Source organism: Caulobacter sp. GW821-FHT10A06 (assembly GCF_059415805.1).
Genome location: NZ_JBWKNY010000003.1, coordinates 557693 through 583054, shown reverse-complemented (window position 1 = coordinate 583054; position 25362 = coordinate 557693). Strand labels below are relative to the sequence as shown.

At 68.1% G+C, this 25362-nt stretch carries 28 protein-coding genes; 20 read left to right on the top strand and 8 right to left on the bottom strand.

Translation table 11 applies throughout. The annotated features are described in order from the left end of the window. The first annotated feature begins 3 nt into the window (after positions 1 to 3). From AC07NF_RS10500 to AC07NF_RS10440, 13 genes are all read left to right on the top strand, one after another. Positions 4 to 315: a hypothetical protein gene (locus AC07NF_RS10500; protein WP_494631853.1), complete on the top strand. Its 312-nt coding sequence runs from the start codon at positions 4 to 6 to the stop codon at positions 313 to 315. 52 nt (positions 316 to 367) lie between these two features. After that, positions 368 to 514: a hypothetical protein gene (locus AC07NF_RS10495; RefSeq protein ID WP_494631854.1), complete on the top strand. Its 147-nt coding sequence runs from the start codon at positions 368 to 370 to the stop codon at positions 512 to 514. Between the two features lie 118 nt (positions 515 to 632). Then, positions 633 to 2015 (top strand): flavin-containing monooxygenase, encoded by a 1383-nt coding sequence (locus AC07NF_RS10490; protein ID WP_494631855.1) that lies wholly within the window; start codon positions 633 to 635, stop codon positions 2013 to 2015. Positions 2016 to 2027: 12 nt separating this feature from the next. Then, positions 2028 to 2279, top strand: coding sequence for a DUF2164 domain-containing protein (locus tag AC07NF_RS10485; RefSeq protein WP_454714150.1), 252 nt, complete (start codon positions 2028 to 2030; stop codon positions 2277 to 2279). A 190-nt stretch (positions 2280 to 2469) separates the two neighbouring features. Next, positions 2470 to 3894: a flavin-containing monooxygenase gene (locus tag AC07NF_RS10480; protein WP_494631856.1), complete on the top strand. Its 1425-nt coding sequence runs from the start codon at positions 2470 to 2472 to the stop codon at positions 3892 to 3894. A 52-nt stretch (positions 3895 to 3946) separates the two neighbouring features. Further along, the gene (locus tag AC07NF_RS10475; protein ID WP_492814420.1) at positions 3947 to 4582 is read left to right on the top strand and encodes a TetR/AcrR family transcriptional regulator; all 636 of its coding nucleotides are present in this window, start codon (positions 3947 to 3949) and stop codon (positions 4580 to 4582) included. Positions 4583 to 4620: 38 nt separating this feature from the next. Continuing rightward, a complete protein-coding gene (locus tag AC07NF_RS10470; protein ID WP_494631857.1) occupies positions 4621 to 5667 on the top strand; it encodes an alpha/beta hydrolase in 1047 nt (348 codons plus the stop codon). 162 nt (positions 5668 to 5829) lie between these two features. Then, positions 5830 to 6807, top strand: coding sequence for an NADPH:quinone oxidoreductase family protein (locus AC07NF_RS10465; protein ID WP_494631858.1), 978 nt, complete (start codon positions 5830 to 5832; stop codon positions 6805 to 6807). A gap of 261 nt (positions 6808 to 7068) precedes the next feature. Beyond that, a complete protein-coding gene (gene rpmH / locus AC07NF_RS10460) occupies positions 7069 to 7203 on the top strand; it encodes a 50S ribosomal protein L34 (protein ID WP_012284717.1) in 135 nt (44 codons plus the stop codon). A gap of 93 nt (positions 7204 to 7296) precedes the next feature. Next, the gene (gene rnpA, locus AC07NF_RS10455; RefSeq protein ID WP_494631860.1) at positions 7297 to 7749 is read left to right on the top strand and encodes a ribonuclease P protein component; all 453 of its coding nucleotides are present in this window, start codon (positions 7297 to 7299) and stop codon (positions 7747 to 7749) included. Positions 7750 to 7756: 7 nt separating this feature from the next. Continuing rightward, complete coding sequence (yidC, locus tag AC07NF_RS10450; RefSeq protein ID WP_494631861.1) at positions 7757 to 9613, top strand: membrane protein insertase YidC; 1857 nt, start codon at positions 7757 to 7759, stop codon at positions 9611 to 9613. Further along, entirely contained in the window at positions 9613 to 10302 is a 690-nt protein-coding gene (yihA, locus tag AC07NF_RS10445) for a ribosome biogenesis GTP-binding protein YihA/YsxC (RefSeq protein ID WP_494631863.1), read from the top strand. Before yidC ends, yihA begins: the two co-directional genes overlap by 1 nt. Positions 10303 to 10551: 249 nt before the next feature. Further along, complete coding sequence (locus AC07NF_RS10440) at positions 10552 to 11031, top strand: ASCH/PUA domain-containing protein (protein WP_494631866.1); 480 nt, start codon at positions 10552 to 10554, stop codon at positions 11029 to 11031. 74 nt (positions 11032 to 11105) lie between these two features. Here AC07NF_RS10440 and AC07NF_RS10435 read toward each other — a convergent pair whose 3' ends face one another. From AC07NF_RS10435 to AC07NF_RS10420, 4 genes are all read right to left on the bottom strand, one after another. Continuing rightward, entirely contained in the window at positions 11106 to 11558 is a 453-nt protein-coding gene (locus AC07NF_RS10435) for a chemotaxis protein CheW (protein ID WP_454714141.1), read from the bottom strand. A gap of 152 nt (positions 11559 to 11710) precedes the next feature. Further along, on the bottom strand, positions 11711 to 11830 hold the full coding sequence (cydX, locus tag AC07NF_RS10430) for a cytochrome bd-I oxidase subunit CydX (protein ID WP_291871791.1): 120 nt from the start codon (positions 11828 to 11830) through the stop codon (positions 11711 to 11713). Between the two features lie 73 nt (positions 11831 to 11903). Then, positions 11904 to 13055, bottom strand: a complete 1152-nt coding sequence (cydB, locus tag AC07NF_RS10425; RefSeq protein WP_494631867.1) for a cytochrome d ubiquinol oxidase subunit II — start codon at positions 13053 to 13055, stop codon at positions 11904 to 11906. A 14-nt stretch (positions 13056 to 13069) separates the two neighbouring features. Continuing rightward, entirely contained in the window at positions 13070 to 14635 is a 1566-nt protein-coding gene (locus AC07NF_RS10420) for a cytochrome ubiquinol oxidase subunit I (protein ID WP_494631868.1), read from the bottom strand. Between the two features lie 123 nt (positions 14636 to 14758). Here AC07NF_RS10420 and cydD point away from each other — a divergent pair, with 123 nt between their 5' ends. Together cydD and AC07NF_RS10410 are read left to right on the top strand one after the other, a co-directional pair. Then, the gene (gene cydD, locus AC07NF_RS10415; RefSeq protein ID WP_494632143.1) at positions 14759 to 16357 is read left to right on the top strand and encodes a thiol reductant ABC exporter subunit CydD; all 1599 of its coding nucleotides are present in this window, start codon (positions 14759 to 14761) and stop codon (positions 16355 to 16357) included. After that, positions 16354 to 17883 carry an amino acid ABC transporter ATP-binding/permease protein gene (locus AC07NF_RS10410; RefSeq protein ID WP_494631869.1) on the top strand — a complete coding sequence of 510 codons (1530 nt, stop codon included), beginning with the start codon at positions 16354 to 16356 and terminating at the stop codon, positions 17881 to 17883. Before cydD ends, AC07NF_RS10410 begins: the two co-directional genes overlap by 4 nt. On the opposite strand, the gene AC07NF_RS10405 is transcribed toward AC07NF_RS10410, so the two are convergent. Continuing rightward, positions 17880 to 18506, bottom strand: a complete 627-nt coding sequence (locus AC07NF_RS10405; RefSeq protein WP_492814399.1) for a hypothetical protein — start codon at positions 18504 to 18506, stop codon at positions 17880 to 17882. The two genes, AC07NF_RS10410 and AC07NF_RS10405, sit on opposite strands and share 4 nt — an antisense overlap. A gap of 283 nt (positions 18507 to 18789) precedes the next feature. Between AC07NF_RS10405 and AC07NF_RS10400 the strand changes: the two genes are divergently transcribed. Next, positions 18790 to 20271, top strand: coding sequence for a PAS domain S-box protein (locus AC07NF_RS10400; protein WP_494631870.1), 1482 nt, complete (start codon positions 18790 to 18792; stop codon positions 20269 to 20271). Then, positions 20264 to 20884 (top strand): response regulator FixJ, encoded by a 621-nt coding sequence (fixJ, locus tag AC07NF_RS10395; protein ID WP_494631872.1) that lies wholly within the window; start codon positions 20264 to 20266, stop codon positions 20882 to 20884. Before AC07NF_RS10400 ends, fixJ begins: the two co-directional genes overlap by 8 nt. Here fixJ and AC07NF_RS10390 read toward each other — a convergent pair. Then, entirely contained in the window at positions 20881 to 21405 is a 525-nt protein-coding gene (locus AC07NF_RS10390) for a hypothetical protein (RefSeq protein WP_494631873.1), read from the bottom strand. The two genes, fixJ and AC07NF_RS10390, sit on opposite strands and share 4 nt — an antisense overlap. A gap of 41 nt (positions 21406 to 21446) precedes the next feature. Beyond that, positions 21447 to 21794 (bottom strand): oxygen-responsive sensory/signaling system negative regulator FixT, encoded by a 348-nt coding sequence (gene fixT, locus AC07NF_RS10385; protein WP_494631874.1) that lies wholly within the window; start codon positions 21792 to 21794, stop codon positions 21447 to 21449. Between the two features lie 158 nt (positions 21795 to 21952). On the opposite strand from fixT, the gene fixK reads away from it, so the two are divergent. Further along, on the top strand, positions 21953 to 22597 hold the full coding sequence (gene fixK, locus AC07NF_RS10380) for a transcriptional regulator FixK (RefSeq protein ID WP_494631875.1): 645 nt from the start codon (positions 21953 to 21955) through the stop codon (positions 22595 to 22597). Here fixK and AC07NF_RS10375 read toward each other — a convergent pair. After that, on the bottom strand, positions 22594 to 23910 hold the full coding sequence (locus AC07NF_RS10375; RefSeq protein ID WP_494631876.1) for an MFS transporter: 1317 nt from the start codon (positions 23908 to 23910) through the stop codon (positions 22594 to 22596). The two genes, fixK and AC07NF_RS10375, sit on opposite strands and share 4 nt — an antisense overlap. Before the next feature lie 139 nt (positions 23911 to 24049). Here AC07NF_RS10375 and motA point away from each other — a divergent pair, with 139 nt between their 5' ends. Both motA and AC07NF_RS10365 read left to right on the top strand, forming a co-directional pair. Continuing rightward, positions 24050 to 24916, top strand: a complete 867-nt coding sequence (gene motA / locus AC07NF_RS10370; RefSeq protein ID WP_492814385.1) for a flagellar motor stator protein MotA — start codon at positions 24050 to 24052, stop codon at positions 24914 to 24916. A gap of 82 nt (positions 24917 to 24998) precedes the next feature. Continuing rightward, positions 24999 to 25325, top strand: a complete 327-nt coding sequence (locus AC07NF_RS10365) for a hypothetical protein (RefSeq protein ID WP_492814383.1) — start codon at positions 24999 to 25001, stop codon at positions 25323 to 25325. Positions 25326 to 25362: the final 37 nt, after the last annotated feature.

Below are 25362 nucleotides of genomic sequence, written 5' to 3'. Positions count from 1 at the left end.
CCCATGACCGCCCCGGCGTTCCGTCCGCGTTTCCTGGCCCGACTGCTGTCCCTGCTGGCGGCGGTGATGCTGGTCGCCGCGCCCCTGCCGTCGCCGGCCATGGCCATGCCGATGGACTGCTGCCCGGACGCCCCGTGTCGCGACCTCGACAAGTCGATGTGTCCGCAAGCCTGCGCGGCAGCCTGCACCGCCATTCCCGCGCCCGCAGAGACGCTGGCCGAGCCGGTCGCCTTGGACGCCGCCCCGCCGGAACCCGGCGCCCTGCCCCGCCTGATTGGCCGCGACATCCAGCCGGAGTCGCCTCCGCCCCGTTGAGACCCGCATTTCCAGGACCACTTACACCAACCTGAAAATCGGAATCTCAAACATGAAACGCATCTTCTCGATCGCGGCCCTGACGCTGCTCGCCTCCGCCACGGCCGCCTACGCCGCCGCGCCGGAAGCCCTGACCAAGGCCGTCGAAGCCTGCTGCGCCCTGGGCGCGGCCTGCTGCAACGGCGGCCCCTGCTGCTAGGCTAGGCCGGAGCGCTCGCCCCCTCGCGGGGTGGGCGCTTTTCCGCTTCCCCAAGGTCCGCTTGCCGGTCCGCATAACGCTGATACGCTCCTGAACAACGATAAGTCAGGAGGGCGCGATGACGACCAGGCTCCCCAAGGCGTGCGTCATCGGCGCGGGCTGCAGCGGCTTCACCACGATCAAGCGGCTGAAGGACTTCGGCGTCCCCTACGACTGCTTCGAGATGTCCGACGAGGTCGGGGGCAACTGGTACTTCAAGAACCCCAACGGCATGTCGGCCTGCTACGAGAGCTTGCATATCGACACCAGCAAATGGCGGCTGGCCTTCGAGGACTTCCCCGTGCCGAAGGACTGGCCGGACTTCCCGCATCACGCGCAACTGTTCCAGTACTTCAAGGACTATGTCGACCACTTCGGCCTGCGCGAGACCATCACCTTCAACACCCGCGTCGAGACGGCCCGCCGCACGGACGAGGGCCTGTGGTCGGTGACGCTGTCGACCGGCGAGACGCGGCTCTACGACGTGCTGTTCGTCTGCAACGGTCACCACTGGGACCCGCGTATTCCGGAGTATCCGGGTGAGTTCGACGGCCCCGCCTTCCACGCCCACGCCTATAGCGACCCGTTCGATCCCGTGGACATGCGCGGCAAGAACGTCGTGGTGGTCGGCATGGGCAATTCCGCCATGGACATCGCCAGCGAGCTCGCCCAACGACCGATCGCCAAAAATCTCTGGGTCTCGGCCCGGCGCGGGGTCTGGGTGTTCCCGAAATACCTGAACGGCAAGCCGGCCGATAAGAGCGCCATGCCGGCATGGATGCCCAAGGCGCTGGGCCTGAAGCTGGCCCGCTCGGTGATCAAGAAGACCATCGGCAAGATGGAAGACTACGGCCTGCCCAAGCCCGACCACGAGCCGCTGGAGGCCCACCCGTCGGTCTCGGGCGAGTTCCTGACCCGGGCCGGCTGCGGCGACATCAAGTTCAAGCCGGCGATCAAGGCGCTGGAGGGCAAGCGCGTGCGCTTCGCCGACGACACCGTCGAGGCGGTCGACGCCATCGTCTTCGCGACGGGGTACAAGATCAGCTTCCCGTTCTTCGACGACCCGGCCCTGCTGCCGGACGCTGACCACCGCCTGCCGCTGTTCAAGCGGATGATGAAGCCGGGCGTGCCGAACCTGTTCTTCATGGGCCTGGCCCAGCCGCTGCCGACCCTGGTGAACTTCGCCGAGCAGCAGGCGAAGCTGGCGGCGGGGTACTTGGCGGGGAAGTACGCGCTGCCGTCGGAAGCGGAGATGGTCCGCATCACGGCCAAGGACGAGGAGCGCCACACGGGGCAGTTCTATGACTCGGCCCGGCACACGATCCAGGTCGACTTCAATGTCTATTGCGCGGATCTCAAGAAGGAGATCGCCAAGGGCGAGGCGCGGGCCAAGGCGGCCGGCGGACGGTTGCCAGTCGCGGCCCTGGCTGAGATCAAGACGGAGCCGCTGCTGGCCTCCTGATCGGATTCGCGAATGCCCAAGATCACCTTCGACAAGGACACCCGCGCCAAGCTGGTCGGGGGCCTCTCGGACTATCTGCGGACCGAGCTGGACCTGGAGGTAAAGGGCTTCGACGCCGAGTTCCTGCTGGACTTCATCAACGAGCGGCTGGGCCCCTACTACTACAACCAGGGCCTCCACGACGCCTCGGCGCTGTACCGCGAGAAGCTGGAGGCGATCACCGAGGCGGTCTACGAGATCGAGGTGCCGGTGAAGGGGCTCTAAGGGTCCGCCCTCGTCCTTCGACAGGCTCAGGATGAGGGCTAGTTGGTCGTCTCCGTAGAAACCTCATCCTGAGCTTGTCGAAGGACGAGGTTTCGGCTCCCCCAGCGTCAACATTGACGCCCCTCCCAACGGGTTCATCATCGGTGAACAACGACAAGTCGCGGGACCACCTGCGACGGGAGGAAGCTCGATGGCCGACGGCTCCGCCGCCTTCGCCCTGCCCCGCGTCTGCGTCATCGGCGCGGGCAGTTCGGGGATCGCGACCTGCAAGCAGCTGCACGGGGCGGGCATACCGTTCGACTGCTTCGAGGCCTCGGACCGGGTCGGCGGCAACTGGGTGTTCCAGAACCGCAACGGCATGAGCAGCGCCTATCGCTCGCTGCACATCAACACCAGCCGGGACAAGATGGCCTATTCGGACTTTCCGATGCCGGCCGACTATCCGGACTATCCGCACCACAGCCACATCGCGAAGTACTTCGACACTTACGTCGACCACTTCGGCTTCCGCGACCGGATCACCTTCCAGTGCGCGGTGACCTGGGCCAAGCGTCGCGACGACGGCCTGTGGGAAGTCACCCTGGAGACCGGCGAGAAGCGGCTCTACGACGCCCTGTGCGTCGCCAACGGCCACCACTGGGATCCCCGCTGGCCCGAGCCCAAGCCGCCCGGGCATTTCACCGGGCTGGAGATGCACAGCCACTACTATATCGACCCGGCCACGCCGCATGACCTGCGCGGCAAGAAGGTGGTGATCGTCGGCTTCGGCAATTCGGCCCTGGATCTCGCCTGCGAGCTGGGTCGGCGCGAGAACACCGACGGCGTCTATCTGTCGGTGCGCCGCGGCTATTGGGTGGTGCCGCGCTATTTCGGCGCCGACGTGCTGGACTTCTTCAACAACCACCCGAGCCAGGACCCGCCGCTGATGGCGCGGATCCTGCCCGGCAAGATGGTCGCCAAGGCCATCGAGAAGAAGATCGCCGCCGTGCACGGCCGGCCCGAGGACCACGGCCTGCCCAAGCCCGACCACGACTTCGGCGCCTCGCACCCGGCCATCAGCCACGAGCTCTACAACCGCATCGGCTCGGGCGACGTGACCATCAAGCCCGACATCGAGCGGTTCGACGGCCGCCAAGTGTTCTTCAAGGACGGCACCAGCGTCGAGGCCGACGCGGTGATCTGGTGCACCGGCTACAAGATCACCTTCCCGTTCTTCGACAGCCTGGTCATCGACGCGCCCGACAACGACATCGCCCTGTGGAAACGCATGGTCGACCCGCGCTTCGACAACCTCTTCATGGTCGCCCTGGTCCAGCCGTTGTGCGCCATGATGCCGATCGCCGAGGAGCAGTCGAAACTGATCGCCGCCTACCTGACCGGCCGCTACGCCATGCCCGACGCGGCGACCATGGCCCGCGAACGCGACGAGATGCATCAGGCGGTGAAGTCGCACTATGTCGCCTCGGCCCGGCACACGATCCAGATCAATTGCGGGGAGTACGCCTACGACCTGCGCAAGGAGCTGAAACGCGGGATCAAGCGCGCGAAATCCAAAGGTAATCCCCTGCCGATTCAACCGCGGGCAGCGAAGGTCTTGCGTGTTGCCGCAGAGTAAGGCTGTGATCATGACGGGGCGTCACGAACGCTCCGCCTTCGAGTCGCGGTCCATGTCGAATATCGCCTACTTCCCCAAGCCCCATGTCGACCAGCGACCGGGCAAGCGGGAACGCACCAAGACCGCCAATCGCCAGGCGATCCTGGACGCCGCGCGCGAGGTGTTCGGCGAGCTGGGCTATGACGCCGCCACGGTGCGCGACATCATCCGCCGCACGGGTTTGGCCTCGGGCACCTTCTACAACTACTACAAGTCCAAGGAGGAGGTGTTCGACGCCCTCGCCGATGACGGTGCCCGCCGCTTCCGCCCGCTGCTGCGCGAACAGTCCGAGAAGGCGACCGACTTCGAAAGCTTCGTGCGCGGGGCGATCCTGGCCTATTTCAACTTCGTGGCCACCGAGCAGGAGGCCTGGCGGATCAACCGGCCGCCGGGCGAGCAGATCCCGCACGCTCGTCCCACGCCCGAGGTCACCGCCGTGTTCGACGAGGTGCGCGAGGCCTTCGCCCGCGTGCTGGAACACACCCATGCGCCGCCCGTGGACCTGGACTACCTGACCACGGCCTGTATCGCGGTGGCCCGCGAGATCGGCGACAAGATGCTGGAGCGGCGCCCCGTCGACACCGAGGGCGCGGCGGACTTCGCCGTCAAGCTGATCCTGGGCGGGCTGCCTGCCCTGCCAAGACTGTAAAAACACCAACAAGAACAACAAAGAGTGGGGAGTAAAACATGGCCTCCGACGCCGCCCAGAAGACCATCCTGAAGCTGATCCTGTCGCTGCCCAGCCCGGTCCTGCGGGCCATGTCGGGCGGCGGGGTCGTCTATAAGGGCGGCCGCACCTTGGACCCCCGCTTCCAGTTCTTCGCCCACGCGGCCAAGAAGCTGCCGCCGATGAGCAGCGTCTCGCCCGCCGAGGCCGTGGCCGGCAGCGCCAAGGGCCTGGCCGCCGTCCAGGGTCCGCTGGAGCCGGGCGTGCGCACCGAGAGCCTGTCGATCGAGGGCCCAAACGGGTCGATCCCGGCCCGCGCCTATCGGCCGGAGAACCAGGACTCGACCGCGCCCCTGATCGTCTACGCCCACATGGGCGGCGGGGTGATCGGGGATCTCGAGACCTGCCACGCCTTCTGCTCGATCCTGGCGCGGATCGTGCGCACGGCGGTGATCTCGGTCGATTACCGTCTGGCCCCGGATCACAAGTTCCCGGCCGGGCTGGAGGACGTGCTGGCCGCCTATCGCTGGGCGCGGGACAACGCGACGCGCTTCGGCGCGGCGGCGGTTCCGCCGGCCATCGGCGGCGACAGCATGGGCGGCAACTTCGCCGCCATCATCGCCCAGGAGATGGCCCGCAAGGGCGAGCCGCAACCGGCGGCCCAGATCCTGATCTATCCGGCCGTGGACGTGGCCAGCGAGACCGCGTCCATGACCACCTATGCCGACGCCTATCCCCTGACCCGCGCGACCATGGACTGGTTCATGGGCCACTATATGGGCGCCGACGCCGACCCGGCCGATCCGCGCCTATCGCCGGACAAGACCTTGGATTTGACCGGCCTGGCCCCGGCGGTGATCGCCACCGCCGGCTTCGATCCGCTGGTGGATCAGGGCGAGGCGTACGCCAAGCGCCTGCAGGCGGCGGGGGTTCCGGTGCTGTACCGCTGCTACGACAGCCTGGCGCACGGGTTCACGGCGTTCACGGGCGCGATCCCGGCGGCGGATGGCGCGTGTCGCGAGATCGCGGGGCTGGTGCGGGAGACGTTCGAGAAGGCGAAGGTCTAGGCCGATGCGCGCTTACCGTCTCCCTTCCCCCTTTGATGGGGGAAGGGCGGGGATGGGGGTGACACCGCCGGACGATTTCGCGCGGCCGAGCCACATCCTGAAACGCTGTCACCCCCATCCCCAACCCTTCCCCCATCAAAGGGGGAAGGGAGCATGACAACGATGCGCGCCCTCGTCGTCGAGGACCTGGCCCCGGACTTCGCCGGTTGCGCCGTTCGTGACGTCCCGACGCCCGCTCCGGGTGCCGGCGAGGTGCTGGTCCGCATCCGCGCCGCCAGCGTCAACTTCCCCGACCTGCTGATGACGCGCGGGGAGTACCAGTTCAAACCGCCCCTGCCCTTCACGCCCGGCCTGGACATCGCCGGCGAGGTCGCGGTGCTCGGCGACGGGGTCACCAGCCTGCAAGTCGGCGACGCCGTAGTTGGCGGGGCGCGGCTGGGTGGGTTCGCGGAATATGCGGTGCTGGCGGCCGACGCGCTCAAGCCCAAGCCCGCCCGGCTGTCCTTCGCCGAGGCGGCCGCCTATGGCGCGGCCTATCTGACCGCCTATGTCGCCCTAGTCCGCCGCGCGCGGCTCGAGCCCGGTGAGTGGGTGCTGGTCCACGGCGCGGCCGGCGGGGTGGGCCTGGCGGCGGTGGACCTGGCCAAGGCCCTGGGCGCGCGGGTCATCGCGGCGTCCGCCTCTGACGAGAAGCTGGCGCAGGTCCAGGCGCTCTACACCCCTGACGCCGTGGTCAACGTCACCCAAGGCTTCCGCGAGCAGGTGAAAGAGATCACCGGCGGCCACGGCGCCGACGTGATCTACGACCCGGTGGGCGGCGACGTGTTCGACGAGAGCGTCCGCTGCATCGCCTTCGACGGACGGCTGCTGGTCATCGGCTTCACCTCGGGGCGGATCCCGACGGTCTCGGTCAACATGCCGCTGATCAAGGGCTTCTCGGTCATGGGCGTCCGGGCGGGCGAATACGGCCGGCAGTTTCCGGACAAGGGCCGCGAGAACGGCGAGGCGATCTGGAAAATGGCCGACGCGGGCGTCATAAGGCCCCATGTCCACGCCGAGCTACCGCTGGATCGCTGGCGGGAAGCCTTCGAGCTGCTGGCCGGACGCAAGGTGGTGGGCAAGGCGGTGATTGTTCCGTGAAGTCGCCCCCTCCACCGACCATCCCCGCGAAAGCGGGGATCCAAGCGGTGTCGAACTGGGAAACGCGGAGGGCCGATCAAGCTCGGCTTGGATCCCCGCTTTCGCGGGGATGATCGGATTGGAGGAGTGGGGATGGATCAAACTTCCTAACCCTCTGAACCGACTCAGGTTGACATCCCTCGCCCGTTCTTTTATCCACCGCCCCTCACTCGCGGAGCCCTAGGCCTCGCGTCCAACGTTTATGCATTTCGGAGCCACGTCGTGAAGCGCACCTTCCAGCCGTCGAAGCTCGTGCGTGCTCGCCGTCACGGCTACCGCGCGCGTATGGCCACCAAGAACGGTCAAAAGATCGTCGCGCGTCGCCGCGCCAAGGGCCGCAAGCGCCTGACCGCCTAATTTCTCTTCCTCCCCCGGGAGGCAAGACGATGATCAAAGCCGCCTTTTCCACAGACCTGGTTTCAGGTTCTCGCCGGAAGGGCGGCTTTTTTCATGCCTGACGCCCAAGAAGCCCTGAAGTTCGAGCGGCTGCGCAAGCGCCCCGACTTCCTGCTGGCGGCCAAGGCCCCGGCCCTGTCGCGCGGCGCGGTCTTCATCCAGATGCGCAAGCGCCCCGACGACGAAGACCCCACCGTCCGGGTCGGCTTCACCGCCACCAAGAAGATCGGCGGGGCCGTCGACCGAAATCGCGCCAAACGCCGCCTCAGGGAGGCCGCGCGGCTGGTCCTGCCCCTTCATGCGCGCCCTTCGCACGACTATGTGTTCATCGCGCGCGGCGGAACGACCGCCCGTGAATGGGGGCGTTTGCTTGACGACGTCAAAACCGCGCTGATAAGCCTCGCCGCCGAGTACGATCGCGGAGGAGCCAAGGTTCCCCAACGTCGCCCCGGCGCCCCATCTCAAGACGCCTCTTCCCAACAACCCGATCCCAAAGTTTCCGGTTAAGCGCTCCATGCAGAACGACAACAAAAACACGCTGATGTTCATCGTCAGCGCGTTCGCGATCCTGATCGGGTACCAGTTCTTCGTCCTGGGTCCGCAGCAGCGTAAGGCCGAGGCCGAGGCGCGCGCCAAGAAGGCGGTCGCCGCCCAGGTGGCGAGCCAGCCCGGCGTGACCCTGGACGCCAATGGCAACCCCGCGCCGCTGCGCCTGTCGCGTGATGTGGCCAAGGCGGCCAGCCCGCGCGTTCCCGTCGACACCCCGGCCCTGTCGGGCTCGATCGCCCTGAAGGGCGGCCGCATCGACGACCTGTTCCTGCGCAAGTACGCCGAGACCACCGACAAGAATTCGCCGCCGGTCGAGCTCTTCCGCCCCGAGGGCGCCGAGCACGCCTGGTTCGCCGATTTCGGCTGGGCCGGCGCCAACCTGCCCGGCCTGCCTGACAGCCGCACCGTCTGGACCGCCGCGCCGGGCCAGGTGCTGCGTCCGACCACGCCCGTCACCCTGACCTTCGACAACGGCGCGGGCCTGATCTTCACCCGCGTGATCTCGGTCGACGCCGACGCGATGTTCACCGTCACCGACAGCGTCAAGAACAACGGGACCGCCGCCTTCCAGCTGGCCCCCTACGCCACCGTCCAGCGCCAGGGCATCACCGACCACCTGGGCAAGACCCAGATCGTCCACGAAGGCGCCATCGGCGTGCTGGGCTCGGGCAAGGACCAGAAGCTTGAGCTGAACAAGTACGGGAAGTGGAAGAAGGACAAGCCGCTCACGACCTTCGACTCGGTCGGCGGCTGGGCCGGCATCACCGACAAGTACTGGCTGGCGGCCCTGGTCCCGAGCCAGGACCAGGCCATCAAGGCCCAGTACCGCATGACCGCGGTCGGCGGCACCGATGTCTATGACGTCAACATCGTCGGCCCGACCCAGGCCCTGAACCCGGGCGCGACCCTGGTCCAGAAGACCCGCCTGTTCGCCGGCGCCAAGACCGTGCCGCTGCTGCGCAAGTACGAGTACAATGGCCAGGCGCCCGAGTGGTGGAAGTTCTGGGACGACCGCAAGGCCGAGATCCCGCGCTTCGACTGGGCCGTGGACTGGGGCATGTTCTCCATGTTCACCCGTCCGATCTTCAACATCCTAGAGATCTTCTATCGCCTGGTCGGCAACTTCGGTCTGGCCATCATGCTGCTGACCGTCGTGCTCAAGCTCGTCCTCTATCCGATGGCGGACAAGAGCTATGAGAGCATGGCCAAGATCAAGAAGATCCAGCCCGAGGTCGAGAAGCTCAAGGCCAAGCACAAGGACGACCCGACCAAGCAGCAGCAGGAAATGATGCAGCTGTATGCGAAGGAAAAGATCAACCCGATGATGGGCTGCCTGCCCATGCTGGTGCAGATCCCGGTCTTCTACTCGCTGTACAAGGTGCTGACCGTCACCATCGAAATGCGCCACGCGCCGTTCTTCGGCTGGATCCACGACCTGTCGTCGCGCGATCCGACGACGATCTTCAACCTGTTCGGCGCGATCCCGTGGGATCCGGCCTCGGCCCCGCTGATCGGCGCCTTCCTGGGCACCACCCTGCACATCGGCGTCTGGCCGCTGCTGTACGGCTTCACGATGTGGCTGACGACGGCGATGAACCCGCCGGCCGGCGACCCCATCCAGCAGCGCATCTTCCAGCTGTTCCCGATCATCTTCACCTTCACCCTGTCGCAGTTCGCGGTGGGCCTGGTGATCTACTGGTGCTGGTCGAACATCCTGACCATCATCCAGCAGTACATCATCATGCGCCGCTACCAGGTCGAGAACCCGATCGACAAGATCATCGCTCGCCTGCAGGGCAAGCCCGCGAACGCTACGACTTGATGACCGACGAACCCACCATCCCCGTTCCTGGCACCCCGGACTTCTCGGACAAGAGCCAGTTCACGGAAGAGCAGATCGAGACGGCGCGGGTTTTCTTCGCCCAGCCCGTCTCGTTCATGATGGGCGCGGTGCGCATGGACACCATGCCCGCGCCCGACCTGCCGGAAGTGGCCTTCGCGGGCCGCTCCAACGTCGGCAAGTCCAGCCTGATCAACGGGCTGGTGGGGCAGAAGTACCTGGCCCGCGCCTCGAACGAGCCGGGCCGCACGCGGGAGATCAACTTCTTCCTGCTGGCCGAGCAGGTGCGCCTGGTCGACCTGCCCGGCTACGGCTTCGCCCGCGTCTCGCGCTCGATCGCCGACAAGTTCCAGGACCTGGGCCGCGCCTATCTGCGTGGCCGGCCGAACCTGAAGCGCGTCTATGTCCTGATCGACGCCCGCCATGGCCTCAAGAAGGTCGACCTGGAGGCGCTGGACGCCCTGGACGTGGCGGCGGTCAGCTACCAGATCGTCCTGACCAAGGCCGACAAGATCAAGCCGCACGAAGTCGACAAGGTCGTGGCCGAGACGCTGAAGGCGATCTCCAAGCGCGCCGCCGCCTTCCCCCGCGTGCTGGCCACCTCGTCCGAAAAGGGCCTGGGCATGCCGGAGCTGCGCGCGGAAATCGTGCGGCTGTGTATCGACGAGTAGCCTAGATCCGTTTCCCCGGCGAAAGCCGGGGCCCAGATCGAACCCACGAGCGCCCCTGCATCTGACACGGCGCGTCTCGGATCATCCCCAACCGCTCAGGCTGAATCTGGGCCCCGGCTTTCGCCGGGGAAACGGTTTTTTGGGGATCGGGGGAAATCGGTTTGGGGATATGTTTTCGCCATTAACCCTGCGCTAGGTTCCCTCCGCCAGAACCGCCCGCTTCTGTTTTTCTAGAAAAGTCCGCCCGCCATGACCCGCCACGAACTCAAGACCTGGCCCAAATATTTCGCCGCCGTGCGCTCGGGCCAGAAGCGCTTCGAGATCCGCCGCAACGACCGCGACTTCAAGGTCGGCGACATCCTGGTGCTGTCGGAGTTCGATCCGGAAGACGACGCCTATACCGGCCAGACCGAAGAGCGTCAGATCACCTTCCTGCTGTCGGAAGAAGACTATGGCGGCGTGATCCACGGCTTCGTGGCCATCGGCTTTGGCGAAGTCGCGCCGCACCCGGACGCCGACGCCGAGGTCACGCCTGAGAGCCTGGCGACCTGGCACGAGACCGCCGCCTCCAACGCCGCCCTGCGCGCCCAGGAGGCCCGCAAGGTCTCGGAAAGCTACGCCGCCAGCAACATGGGCGTGGCCCGCGACCGCCACGGCGCCGTGGCCGACCTGGCCGCCGCCGAAGCCGGCTTCCACGCCGCCGCGGCCCGGATCGTCCGCAAGGGCTGATCCTCACGCAGCGCGCACAGAAAAGGCCGCCGGGGTTGCCCCCGGCGGCCTTTTCTTTGTTCTGCGGAAGAGGCTTAAGCCGCTTCGCGGATCACGGTCGGGAACACGTCGTCCATGCGCAGATAGGTGATCAGGCGGTTTTCCATCGAGATGATGGCCTGGATGTAGCGCAGCTCTTCCACGCCGACGTCCGGGGCCGGCTGCAGGCTGTCGCGCGGCACGGTGAAGGTTTCCGACACGGCGTCGACCAGGATGCCGGCCAGGCGGTCCTGGCACTCGACGACCACGATCACGTGGCGGGTCTCGGGGATGGTGACGCCCAGGCCCAGGCGGTTGCGCAGGTCGATGACCGGCATGATCGCGCCGCGCAGGTTGATGACGCCGCGCATGTAGGCCGGGGCGTGCGGGATCGGGGTGGCCGGGGTCCAGCCGCGGATTTCGCGGACCGTCTTCACGTCGATGCAGAATTCCTGCTCGCCGATGCAGAACGAGATCAGTTCCAGCGCGGGCGCGGTGTTGTCGGTCATGGTCGTAGTCCCCGGATCGATGACTTGCCCGGAGCGGCGCGTTCGGCGCGCTCCCGTGGCTGGATGCCAGAAGAGCCCGAAGCGCCTTTAACAACCGTTAAGGCTGAGCGCGAAGGGGCGCGGTGCAATGTCGCGGGCCCTCAAACTGGGGGCTAAGGCGCGTCCAGCCCCTCGTCGCCTTCGTCCGACAGGTTGAACTCGTACCAGATGCCGTTCAGCACGCCGAAGCCGACGGCGAGGCCCAGGCCCAGGATCCAGGTGAAGTACCACATGGGTCGTTCTCCTCAGGAGCGTGACAGCCGAAAGTGGATGCCGGTTTCGGCGCCCGTCACGCGACAAATGAAATCAGTACAGGTCGGGGTTGGTGGCGAGGGCGCCGGTGGTGCTCTTGCCCCACAGGACTTTGTAGACCCACGCGGTGTACAGCAGGATCAACGGCAGGAAGACCGCCGTGACGATCATCATCACGAACAGCGTCAGGTGCGTCGACGAGGCGTTCCACACCGTCAGGCTCGAGCGCGGGTCGTACGAGCTGGGCAGGATGAACGGGAACATCGACAGACCCACGGTGGCGACGATGCCCAGGGCCGAGGCCGACGAACCGCCGAACGCCGCCCAGGCTTTGTTGAAGCGCATGCCGTAGAGGGCCAGGCCCGCGCCCAGGAAGCCCAGGATCGGCGCGATCATCATCCAACCGTGGCGGCCATAGTTGTCCAGCCACGCGCCCGGTGCCCTAACCGCGGCAGCGCCTCGGAGAGGGTTCGACGGACCGGCCGCGTCGGCCAGGCCTTCGATCCGGAAGCCCATGCCACCGAACGCCACCCAGAAGCCGCCAGCCGCGAACAGCACGATGCTGGCCAGGCCGGCGATCTCGCCGATGCGGCGGGCGCGCTCGGTGACCGGGCCTTCCTCGGCCTTGACGGTCAGCCAGGCCGCGCCGTGCAGCACCAGCATCGACACCGACAGCAGGCCGCACAGCAGGGCGAACGGCGAGAAGAGGCCGATGAAGGCGCCCTCATAGAAAGCCCGCAGGTCGCTATCCAGGCGGAAGGGCGCGCCTTGCAGCACGTTGCCCATGGCCACGCCGAACACCAGCACCGGCACGAAGCCGCCGATGAACAGGCCCCAGTCCCAGAACGCCCGCCAGCGCGGGTCGGCGCGCTTGGAGCGGTACTTGAAGCTGACCGGCCGCAGGATCATCGCCGCCAGCACCACGAACATGGCCAGATAGAAGCCCGAGAAGCTGATGGCGTAGACGAATGGCCAGGCCGCGAAGATCGCGCCGCCGCCCAGGATGAACCACACCTGGTTGCCTTCCCAGGTCGGGCCGACGGTGTTGATGACCATGCGCCGTTCGGCGTCGTCCTTGGCGACGAAGGGCAGCAAGGCCCCCACGCCCATGTCGAAGCCGTCGGTCAAAGCAAAGCCGATCAGGAGGATGCCCACCAGGGCCCACCAGATGACGCGAAGGGTGGCGTAGTCGATAGGGAGTTCCATGTTCAGGGCTCCTCTTAAGCGACGGCCGGTTCGGGATCAGCAGGCTCGCCGTCGGGGACGGGGTCGTGCTGAGCGAACGGGCCTTTCTTGATGGCGCGCAGGATCAGGCCGACCTCGACCACGGCCAGCGCGCCGTACAGCAGGGTGAACACCGCGATGCTGGTCAGCAGCTGCGGCACGGACAGGCTGGAGGCCGACAGGAAGGTCGGCAGCACGCCGTCGACGGCCCAGGGCTGACGCCCCACCTCAGCCAGCACCCAGCCCAGCTCCGTCGAGATCCACGGCAGCGGCAAGGCCAGCACAGCGATCCACAGGAACCACTTGGTGTCATGCTTGCGCATCGTCACCAGCACGAAGGCGGTGGCGAACATCGCGATCATCAGCACCCCGATCCCGGCCATGATCCGGAAGGCCCAGAACATCACCGGCACGTTGGGCACCGCGTCCCAGGCGGTCTTCTTGATCAGCTCGGGCGTGGCCGTGCGCGGATCCTCGACATAGCGCTTCAGCAACAGGGCGTAGCCCAGGTCGCGGCGGTGCTGTTCGAAGGTGGCGCGGGCGGCGACGTCATTGGGACTATTCTTCAGCGCCTCGACCGCGCCGTAGGCGACGACGCCGCTTTCGATGCGGTCCTCGGCCTTGGCGACCAGCGAGAAGATGCCCTCCACCGGCTTGTCGAAGCTGCGGGTGGCGATCAGGCCCAGGACATAGGGGATCTTGATCTCGGCGTGGGTCGTGCGCGCTTTCAGGTCCGGGATGCCGAAGGCGGTCAGGCCGGCCGGGGCGGGCTCGGTCTCCCACATGGCTTCCAGGGCGGCCAGCTTCATTTTCTGGTTGTCGGTCAGGGCGTAGCCGCTCTCGTCGCCCAGCACGACGACCGACAGCGAGGACGCCAGGCCGAAGGCGGCGGCCACGGTCATCGACCGCTTGGCGACGCCGATGTGCTTGCCCTTCAGCAGGTACCAAGCCGAGACGCCCAGCACGAACACCGAGGCGATGACATAGCCGGCGCTGACCGTGTGCACGAACTTGGCCTGGGCCACCGGGTTGAACAGCACGTCGCGGAAGCTGGAGACCTCCATGCGCATGGTCTCGGGATTGAAGGCCGCGCCGATCGGGTTCTGCATCCAGCCGTTAGCGACCAGGATCCACAGCGCCGACAGGTTGGTGCCCAGGGCGACCATGAAGGTCACGAACAGGTGGCTGACGGGCTTGAGCTTGTCCCAGCCGAAGAACATCAGCCCGACGAAGGTGGCCTCCAGGAAGAAGGCCATCAGCCCCTCGATCGCCAGCGGGGCGCCGAAGATGTCGCCGACATAGTGCGAGTAGTAGGACCAGTTCATGCCGAACTGGAATTCCATGGTGATGCCGGTGGCCACGCCCAGGGCGAAGTTGATCCCGAACAGCACGCCCCAGAAACGCGTCACCGTTCGCCAGATCGGGCGCTTGGTCATCACATAGACGCTCTCCATGATGACCAGCATGAAGCTGAGCCCGATGGTGAGCGGAACGAACAGGAAGTGGTACAGGGCGGTCAGCGCGAACTGGAGGCGCGACAGGTCGATGACGGCGGGGTCCATGGACAGCTCCGAGACGAACGGCCGAAGATCACGCCGATCGAGAGCTAAGCCCTAGACCCTCGCGACCGCCCGGTCCTTGATCGGGATCAAGGCTTCCGGATGAACCGACCCTACACTCAACCCATGGGCGCCCGCATAGTACAGATTGATCATATAGCCGTGGGCAAGCGCTGGTTGGAGGGGATAACCCGCGCCCCGAGCCAGGCGGGCCGGCGCGCGGGGGGACTCACGCTGCTGGATGGCGTGGCCGCGATCGCCTTCGCGGCGGGGCTGGCGTTCGGGATCGACGCCATCGCGCGGCAGGCTCCGCTCACCCCGTGGCTGGCCCTGACGGTCACCGCCATGGCGATTCGGGGCGTGCTGGCCAACCTCACCGGTGTCGCCGGGGCGCTGGCGGCGACTGAGGCCAAGGCGAGCGTGCGCGCTGACCTGGCCCGGTCGATCTTCGGCGGCCCGCGTCGGCCAGCCGGCGAGGCGACCACCGCCCTGGTGGAAGGCGTCGAGGCGCTGGATGGGCTGTTCTCGCGCTTCCTGCCTGCCCGGCTGTCGGCCGCCGTCCTGCCGCTGGTGATGATCGCCGTCGCCGCGATCGCCAGTCCGATCTGCGCCGGCATCCTGCTGGCCACCCTCGTACCGTTCATCGCCGCCATGGTGCTGGCCGGCACGGCCGCCGCCGCCGAGAGCCGGGCGCAGTTCCTGGCCCTGGAACGCCTGTCGGGCCTGTTCCTCGACCGCGTCCGCGCCCTGCCCGTGGTGCTGGCCTTCCAGGCCGAGGGCGCGACCACGGCGGCCCTGAAACGCTCGGCGTCAGAGTTGGCCGAGCGCACTATCCGCGTGCTGCGCGTGGCCTTCATCTCGTCGGCGGCGCTGGAGTTTTTCGCGGCCCTGTCGGTGGCGCTGGTAGCGGTCTATTGCGGCTTCAACCTGCTGCGGCTGCTGCCCTTCCCGGTCCCCGAGACCCTGGACCTGAAACGCGCCTTCTTCGTCCTGGCCCTGGCGCCCGAGGTCTACGCCCCGATGCGCCGGCTGGCCGCCGCGTATCACGACCGCCAGGCGGCGGAGGCGGCGAGCGTGAGCCTGTCGACGTTTGAAGCGCCTGAGCCTAACCCCGCGAAGGCGCCGCTGACCAAGGCCCCGACGATCCGGTTCGAGAACGTCACGGTCCGCTATCCCGACGCCGACGCGCCGGCGCTGGAGAACTTCTCCCTGACCGCGCAGGCCGGAACCATCACCGCGCTGGTCGGCCCCAGCGGCGCGGGCAAGAGCTCGCTGCTGAACCTCTTGCTGGACCTGGCGCCCCTCTCCGCCGGCCGGATCGAGGCCGAGGGCGACATCGCCTGGGCCGGCCAGTCGCCGCTGATCCTGCCCGCCTCGATCGCCGACAACATCGCCCTGGCCAGGCGCGACGCCAGCCGCGCCGAGATCGAAGCCGCCGCGAAGGCCGTGGGCCTGATCCTCGACCGCCCCGGCGGCCTGGACTTCGTGCTCGACGAACGCGGCAGCGGCCTCTCCGGCGGCGAACGGAGACGCCTGTCCCTGGCCCGCGCCCTGCTCAAACCCGCCCCGATCCTGCTGCTGGACGAACCGACGGCGAACCTAGACGCGGCGTCGGAGGCGGCGCTGCTGGAGGCCATCCGCGAAGCCGCGCGAGGGCGCACGACCTTGATCGCGACGCACTCCGAGGCGGTGGCCGCCCTCGCCGACCAGGTGGTGCGGCTGTGAGCCCCCTCGACGCCCTGATCCGCGCCCAGAAGCGCGAACGCGCCGGCGCCCTGCGGCTGGCCATCGCCAGCGCCGTGGTGCTGGGCGCGGCGTCGACGGTGCTGATGGGCCTCTCAGGCTGGTTCATCGTCGCCAGCGCCATCGCCGGCGCCGCGGGCCTGGCGGTCGCCCATACGTTCAACGTGCTGATCCCCAGCGCCCTGATCCGCCTGCTGGCCATCGGCCGCACCGCCGCCCGCTACGGCGAGCGCCTGTCCGGACACACCGCCGCCCTGCGCGCCCTGGCCGCCATCCGTCCGGCGGTGTTCGCCAGCCTCGCCGCCGCGCCGCCCTCGGAGGCCTTGGGCCTATCGCGCGGCGAGGCCTCGGCCCGGCTGGTGCAGGATGTCGATGCGATCGAGACCCGGTTCGTGCGCCTCTCGGCGCCGTGGAGCGCCGTCGCGGGCCTGGCCTCGGCGATCGCTATGGCCGCGCTCGCGGGACCGGCGCCGGCCGTCGTGATCCTGGTCGCTGCCCTGGCTGCGATCCTGGCCGCCCACGCGCTGGCCAAGCGCTTCTCCACCCCCGCCCGCGCTGCCATCCAGGCCAAGGTCGGGGCGCTGAAGGACACCACCGCCGCCCTGGTCGCCGCCTCGGCCGAGCTTCGCGCCTATGGCCTGGAGACCTGGGCCGGCGAGACCCTGAACGCCAAGGCCGCCGAGCTCGACGGCGCCCGCCTGGCCGCCGCCCGCGCCCAGGGGATGATCGTCGCCAGCCAGGCCGTGATCCTCGGAAGCGCGGTCGCCGCCGCCATCGCGACCGCCGCCCCAGCGGGACCGGCGCTCGCCGCGCTGGCCGGCTTGGCCGCCGCCATGGGTGTCGACGCCCTGGCGGGCCTGGCCCACGCCTTCGACCAGGCCGGCGCGGCGCGAGAGGCGCGCGAGCGGTTGGACACGATCCTGCGCCACCAACCCCAGCCCGCGCCGAAGCTGGAAGCCGCCCCCACGCTCACCATCCTCGGCGAGACCCTGAGCCCCGGCGAACGCCTAGCCATCGTCGGCCCCTCCGGCTGCGGCAAGACCACCGCGATCGAGACGCTTCTTGGCCTGCGTGAAGAGACCTCCCTGCCGCGCGCCGCCTTCGCTTGGCTGCCGCAGGACGCCGGCCTGATCGCCGGCACGGTGCGCGAGAACCTCCGCATCGCCGCGCCCAAGGCCACCGACGACCAGCTCTGGGAGGTCCTGGAAGCCGCCGCCCTGGCAGACCGCATCCGCGCCGCGCCGCAGGGCCTGGCCGCCTATCTCGGCGACGACGGCGAACGCCTCTCGGGCGGCGAGCGGAGACGCCTCGCCCTGGCCCGCGCCTATCTGCGCGACGCGCCCTGGCTGCTGCTGGACGAACCCACCGAGGGCCTGGACGCGGCCACCGAAGCGCTGGTGGTCGAACGGCTGGACGCCAGGCTCCAGCGCACCGGCCAGGGCCTGATCGTCGTCAGCCACCGCCCCGCCCCGGCCGCCCTCTGCGACCGCACGGTGAGGATGGGCTAATCTTCCTTCGGGGCCTTGCTCTGCAACACCGTCCAGCCGCCGCCGTCGACCAGGGCGCTGATCGAGCGGCCGATGGTCTGGCCTTGGTAGAACAGCAGGATCAGCAGGGCCGCCACGACCACGCCCTTCTTCTTGGCCAGGGCCGCGATCAGTGTGAAGACGGTGAAGATCGCCAGGCCGATCCACAGCATCGGCCGGCTGATGGCGCCGAACTCGCCGGTGCCCAGGGTAAGGATCGTCAGCACCGCCGCCATCGACAGGTTGGCCGCCAGAACGCACAGCAGCACGATGGTGCGGTTTTCCCAGAAGTGGTCGTCCAGCGCCGCGCCGTCGGCGGCGTCCTTGGGGAACACCAGGCTGGCGGCGACGTAGAACACGCTGGCCACCACCAGTCCCAGGATCAGCAGGGCAAAGTTGAACGGCGCAAAGCGCAGAATCGTCCAGGCCTGGGCCCAGAAGGTCGCGATGTCGATGGCGACGAAGGCCGCCAGGAACAGGGTCAGGTGGCCAAAGCGGATCTTGCGCCGCCGCTGCACCAGCCCCGCGAACCCGCCCACCAGCTCGGCGGCGGAAAAGCCCAGGACCAGGCCATAGAAGCTGAAGAAGAACTCGAACGCACTCACCAGACACCCCGCCGCGAAGCTTCCCTAAGCCGGCATAGAGCCTGAACTCCGGGAAGTCACGACAGGGCGGAACGCTACTTCATGTTGACCCGGATATAGGTCACGAACAGCACCACGGCGAACACGCTGAACGCCGCGATCACCAGACCCAGATACGCCATTTGCCCGCCCGACATCGAAATCTCCCGTGTGTTGGCGAGAGCAGCATCGGACCTACGCATTGGCCCGTCCTTGACCTGGCTCAAACCGGCGCGGCTATAAGGACCGCACGACTGGAGCACTCATGAAGCCGGCCCGGGGCCTGTCCTCGACCCTGTTCAGCGATCCGCACCCGACCGCCTACCTGGCCGCCTTCGCGGCGGTGATGGCGACGGCGGTGGCGCGCCTGTACCTGCCCGAGGCCTTCACCGCCCCCTCGTCGTTCCTGCTGTTCGTGCCGGCCGTGCTGATCGCCGCCGCCTTGGGAGGCCTGGGCCCCGGCGTCTTCGCCACCACCTTCGCCTGGGGCACGGTGTGGTGGGTGACGCGGTCCATCCCGTTCAACCTGGTCAGCGGCATCTGCGCGGCGATCTTCCTGTCGGTGGGCTTCGGCATGGCCGTGGGCGGCGGCTGGTTCCACGCCGCGCGGCGGCGGGCGGCGGCGATCAACGACCACCTGCAATCGATCCTCGACACCGTGCCCGACGGGGTGGTGGTCATCGACCGCGCCGGGATCATGACCTCGTTCAGCCCCGCCGCCGAGCGGATGTTCGGCTGGAAGGCGTCCGAGGTGTTGGGCAAGAACGTCAGCCTGCTGATGCCCCAGCCGAACGCCGCCGCCCATGACGGCTACATCCAGCGCTACCACCGCACCGGCGAGAAACGCATCATCGGCGCCGGCCGCGTCGTGGTCGGCATGCGCAAGGACGGCTCGACCTTCCCCATGGAGCTGGCGGTCGGCGAGACCCAAGGTCAGGTGCCCTCCTACACCGGCTTCATCCGCGATCTGACCGAGACGCAGGAGACCGAGACCCGCCTGCAGGAGCTGCAGAACGAGCTGATCCACGTCTCGCGCCTGACCGCCATGGGCGAGATGGCCTCGACCCTGGCCCACGAGCTGAACCAGCCGCTGTCGGCCATCGCCAACCTCTTGACCGGCTCGCGCCGCCTGATCGACCGGGGCCGCGAGGCCGACCAGGCCAAGGTGCGCGACGCCATCGACAAGGCCGCCAACCAGGCCCTGCGCGCCGGCGAGGTGATCCACCGCATGCGCGACTTCGTCCGCCGGGGCGCCAGCGAGCGCGAGGCCGAGAGCCTGTCCAAGCTGATCGAGGAAGCCAGCGCGCTTGCCCTGATCGGCGAGAAGGACCGCCAGGTCGACGTGCGCCTGTCGCTGGATCCCGCCGCCGACGCGGTGTTCGCCGACCGCGTCCAGGTGCAGCAGGTGCTGCTGAACCTGATCCGCAACGGCATCGACGCCATGCAGGACCAGACGGCCCGCCGCCGCGCCCTCTTGATCACCACCGACGTCACCGAGGAAGGCTGGTCGCGGGTCAGCGTCGCCGACACCGGTCCGGGCATCGCCGACGCGGTGCTGGAGCGCCTGTTCCAGCCGTTCATGACCACCAAGCCGCAGGGCATGGGCGTGGGCCTGTCGATCTCGCGCTCGATCATCGAGGCCCATGGCGGCCGCATCTGGGCGCAGGCCAATCCCGGCGGCGGAGCGCTGTTTAGCTTCACCCTGCCGCCCGCCGAGCATCATCAGAAGGAGACCGTCGATGAGTGACGCCCCCTTGTCGCAGCACGTCGTGCACGTGGTCGACGACGACGAAAGCGCCCGCGAGTCCCTGGCCTTCCTGCTGGAGTCGGCCGACTTCGAGGTCGTCTCCTACGCCAGCGCCCCGGCCTTCCTCGACGCCCTGCCGGCCGCAAGGCCGGGCGTGATCATCACCGACGTGCGCATGCCCGAGATGAGCGGCCAGGAGCTGGTCGCCCGCCTGGCGGCCCAGAAGATCCGCATGCCGATCATCATGATCACCGGCCACGGCGACATCCCGATGGCGGTCGAGGCGATGCGCTCGGGCGTGGTGGACTTCATCGAAAAACCGTTCTCGGACGCCCGCATGCTGGACGCCCTGGAACGCGCCATGAAGGCCGCAGAAGCCTCGCCCGTCAGCGACGACCAGGCCGCCGTGCTGCACCGGCTGGAGACCCTGTCCGAACGCGAGCGCCAGGTGCTGGACGGCGTGGTGGCGGGGCATGCCAACAAGGTCATCGCGCGGGAACTGGGCATCAGCCCCCGGACGGTCGAGATCTATCGCGCCAAGCTGATGACCAAGATGCAGGCGGATAACCTGGCCGCGCTGGTGCGGATGACGCTGTCGGCGCGCGGCGGCTAGGCCGAAAAGTTCACAAGCGCGCCGGGCTTGACGCTGGCGGGATCACTGGCCTCGCCGCCGATCTTCTGACGCAGCCAGTCGATCATGACCTGGGGCGAGGTCGTCTTCTGGTCGCCCATCGTCGCCTCGAAGAGCCCCTTCTTCACCATCGGGCTCGACGCGACCTTCTCGAGCGCGGCGAGCTGGGTTTTCGCCTGGTCGACCGTGTAGTTGGTGAAGTCGCCGAACGGGAACGGACGCCAGTTCTGGCGCGCCACCGCGGCCGCCTGCGCCTGCTCCCTCAAGATCTTCGACTGGGCATCCCCCGCCGAGGTGCGCCTTTCCGTCTCCGCGATATCGGCCTTCTGCGCCGGCGTCAGTTCGACCAGGCGCGCCGGGCCAGCGGGGCTGATGTCGGTCGGCGTGGCCTTGGAGATCCGGCTTGCGAGCTCGGCGCGGATCGCCATGCCCCGCTCCAGGTTCGTGATGTTCATGGTCGGCATCCTCGACGGCTCGCCGGGAGCGTGCAGGAAACGCGCCAACTCAACCAAACTTCAAATCATTGATTTGAAAAGAGAAAACTTCACCGCTCACGTCGCCCTGCGCGACCCGGGCAAGTTTCTCCCGGCTGTATTTTCCCCAGCAGCGTCGACAGCTTTCGCTCCAGCGCATCGTCCAGCAGCGGCTTCTCCACCACGCTCACCCCGCTCACGCCCCTGCGCATGAGCCGCTCGGCGTCGCCCGTCAGGACGATGGTCGGCAGGCCCGCTACCGGTCCGCGCCAATCCCCCTCATCGATCACAACCGCCGCCACGGGCCGCCCGTCCGGGCGCGTGGCCACCCTGTAGCCCTCCGTCTCCAGCGAGAAGCGCAGCGCCTCGCGCAGGGGCTCGTCGTCGACCAGCAACAGGATCAGGGGGCGGTTGGGCATTTTGCCATCTTGCGTGCGCCCAGGCGGCGAAACCTTGATCCACCTCAAAACCGGAGGGCGCCCGCAACCCCGCGTAAGGGGGTTTCCTTAGGCGCAGCCCCCGACTGTCACGCGGCGCGGAAAGGGCGCAAAGACCTTAGCAACAGAAGGGTCTTTCCATGCTGTCTCCGCTCCGCATCGACGCTGCCCCAATTGCCCTGGATCCCGTCCTGGCCATCCCCGGCGCCTGCCCGCATTTCCGCCGCGACGAAGAGATCTTCGGCGAGGGCGAGGAGGCCTCGCACGTCTATCAGGTGGTGTCGGGCGCGGTGCGCACCTACCGCATCTTGCGCGACGGCCGCCGGCAGATCGACGAGTTCCACTTCGCCGGCGACTATTTCGGCCTGGAGATGGGCGAGGCCCACCGGGTCACGGCCGAGGCCATGACCGACGCCAGCATCCGCATGATCCGCCGCGGGGCGCTCAGCGAGCTGGCCGCCCGGCGCGGCGACGCGGCGCGGGCGCTGTTTCGCCTGACCGCCGAGAACCTGCAGCGCTGCCAGGACCACGTGCTGATGCTGGGCCGCCGCTCGGCCCAGGAGCGGGTCGTCGGCCTGCTGCTCGACATCGCCGAACGCACCCACGCGACCGCCGAGATGGACGTGCCGATGGGCCGCCAGGACATGGCCGACTATCTGGGCCTGACGATCGAGACGGTGTCGCGGACGCTGACGGCGTTGCAGGATGAAGGGCTGATTGCGCTGCCGACGGTGCGCCACGTGGTGCTGAAGGACCGTCGGGCGCTGGAGCGGATGGTCGCCTAGACCCCGCCCTCGTCCGTCCGCTCCAGCCCCGCGATCGTCGCCTCGTCGCGCGCGTCGCGATCGCCGGCCGCGCGCAGCATGGCCTGGCGCAGGGCGTAGCCCAGCAGCGCCGCCAGGATCAGGGCGTTCAGCACGAACGGGCCCCAGCCGATCTTCTCGTAGAGCAGCACGAACAGCGGGGCGACCACGACGTTCAGGCCGTTGATGGCGGCGATGGCCCCGGCCGCGCCGGCCTGGTCCTTGGCGTCGACCGACAGCGACGCCCCCGCCGTGAAGCCCGGCCGGGCAAAACCGTAACCCAGGCTGGCGATGGCGTAGCCGATGGCCACGGCCGCGTAGTCCGGGGCGAAGGCGACCACGATATTGCCCAGGGCCGCGCAGCCGACGCCCCAGCGCATCAGCTCGCGCGGACCCATCTGGAACATGCGGATCAGGCCCCACTGGGCCAGCAGGCCCGCCACGGCGCCGGCGGCCATGGCCAGGGTGATGAAGCCCTGGGCCTTCACAGGCTCGAGCCCCAGCTTGTCGATGATCAGAAAGCCCAGGGTCTGGGTCTGGGCCGTCTGACACGAGGCGACCAGGAACCCGAAGATCAGGAAGGGCTTCAGACGTGGGTCCTTCCACAGCGCCGCCCCCTCGCCGCGCCAGGGCAGGCCGAAGCGGCGATGGCGGGGCGGGCTGTCGCCGCGTCCGGGCTTGAAGGTCTCGGGCAGGCCGCGATGGACGACCACCATCATCACCGCGGCGACAATGGCGAAGGCGAACATCGGCCCGGCCAGGCCCACGCCCGGCAGCACGAACAGCGGGGCCAGCAGCGGCCCGACCACCGTCCCTAAGCCGAACGCCCCGGCCAGGGTGGCCATGGTCTGGGTGCGCTCCTCGCGGGTCGTGCGCTCGGCCATATAGGCCTGGGTGGCCGGATTGGCCGCCGAGCCGAAGCCGCCGAACAGCGCCCGGCACAGCAAAAAGAGCACGAAGATCACCATCGGCGGCGCCAGGTGGTGCAGGCCCGCCGAGACGACCAGGGCGCACAACAGCATCGAGATGGAAAAGCCCGCCAGGCCCAGCAGGATCAGCGGCTTGCGGCCTCGCAGGTCCGACTGCCTAGCCCAGATCGGCGAGGTCACCGCCCACAGCACGGCCGACAGCGAGAAGATGCCCGCCACCAGGGCGTCGGGGATGCCGATCTGGCGGCCGATCGCCGGCAGCACCGACAGCATGCCGGTGTTCCCCAGGGCGGTCGCGACCGACACGCCGAAGAGGATGGCGAATGCGCGCCGGTGGTCCGGCGCTGGCTTTATCTCCCCACTCATCAAACAACTGTAAGACACCCGAAGCTTCACACGCAATGTGTCGCAGGTCACAGACCGGCTGGCCGAACGGGTGAGAACGTTGGATTAATCATTAATCCGGATGATGCGCCGTCATTCTCGGGGTCGGGCTTCCACCACCATGTTCCAGATCATCGGCATCCTAATGCTCTTCGGCATGGTGTTCGGCAGCTACCTGATGGGTGGCGGCAAGATGGACGTCATCATCGAAGCCGCCCCGCACGAGCTGATGGCCATTCTGGGCGCGGCCGTGGCCGCCTTCCTGATCTCCAACTCGATGGTCGTCATCAAGGGCACGGCTGGCGGCTTCGGCAAGATCTTCAAGGGCCCCAAGTGGAAGCCGGCCGACTATCGCGACCTGCTGTCCCTGCTGTTCCTGCTGACCAAGACGATGAAGTCCAAGGGCGTCATCGCCCTGGAAAGCCACATCGAAAAGCCGCACGAGAGCACGATCTTCGCGCGTTATCCCAAGGTCACCCACGACCACTTCGCCGTCGACTTCATCTGCGACACCCTGCGGATGATGACCATGAACCTGGAGGATCCCCACCAGGTCGAGGACGCGATGGAGAAGCAGCTCGAAAAGCACCACCACGAGGCGCTGGAGCCCGCTCACGCCCTGCAGGCCATGGCCGACGCCCTGCCCGCCCTGGGTATCGTCGCCGCCGTGCTGGGCGTCATCAAGACCATGGGCTCGATCACCGAACCGCCGGCCGTCCTGGGCGGCATGATCGGCGGCGCTCTGGTCGGCACCTTCCTGGGCGTGTTCATCGCCTATGGCATCGTCGGCCCGATGGCCACGCGCCTGCAGGCCGTCGTCAACGAGGACGGCGCCTTCTACAAGATCATCCAGGCCGTCCTGGTCGCCCACCTGCATGGCAACGCCGCCCAGATCTCGGTCGAGATCGGCCGCGGCAACGTGCCCTCGCCCGCCCAGCCCAGCTTCGCCGAGCTGGAAGAGGCGCTGTCGCAAATCCCGAACGAGTAGGCGCACGTTAGCGCGTCGTAACTTGCACGCGCTTTCGAAGCGGTATTCCTTGCCGTCAACAAACGACGCAAGGGGAAGCCTCATGAGCACCATTCGCAAACTGCTGATCGCCGGCATCGCCGTCTCGGCCCTGTCGCTGGCCGCCTGCGGCGGCAAGCACGAGGAAGCCGGCGGTGAAGACGCCGCCGCCAAGGCCGCGGCCGCCGACGCCTCGACCGTGACCGACGCCGCCTCGGCTCAGGACCAAGCCGCCGCCGACGCCAACAAGGCCGCCGCCGACGCCGCTGCCGCTCCGGCCGATCCGGCGGACGCCGCGGCTCAGACCGCCAGCGACGCGGCCGCGACGGGCGCGACCTCGGCCCCGGCCGCTGAAGCCCCGAAGCCGGAAGAGAAGAAGGCGGCGCACTAAGCCGCTTTGCTCCGCGCAAGAACGAAGGGCCGCCCCA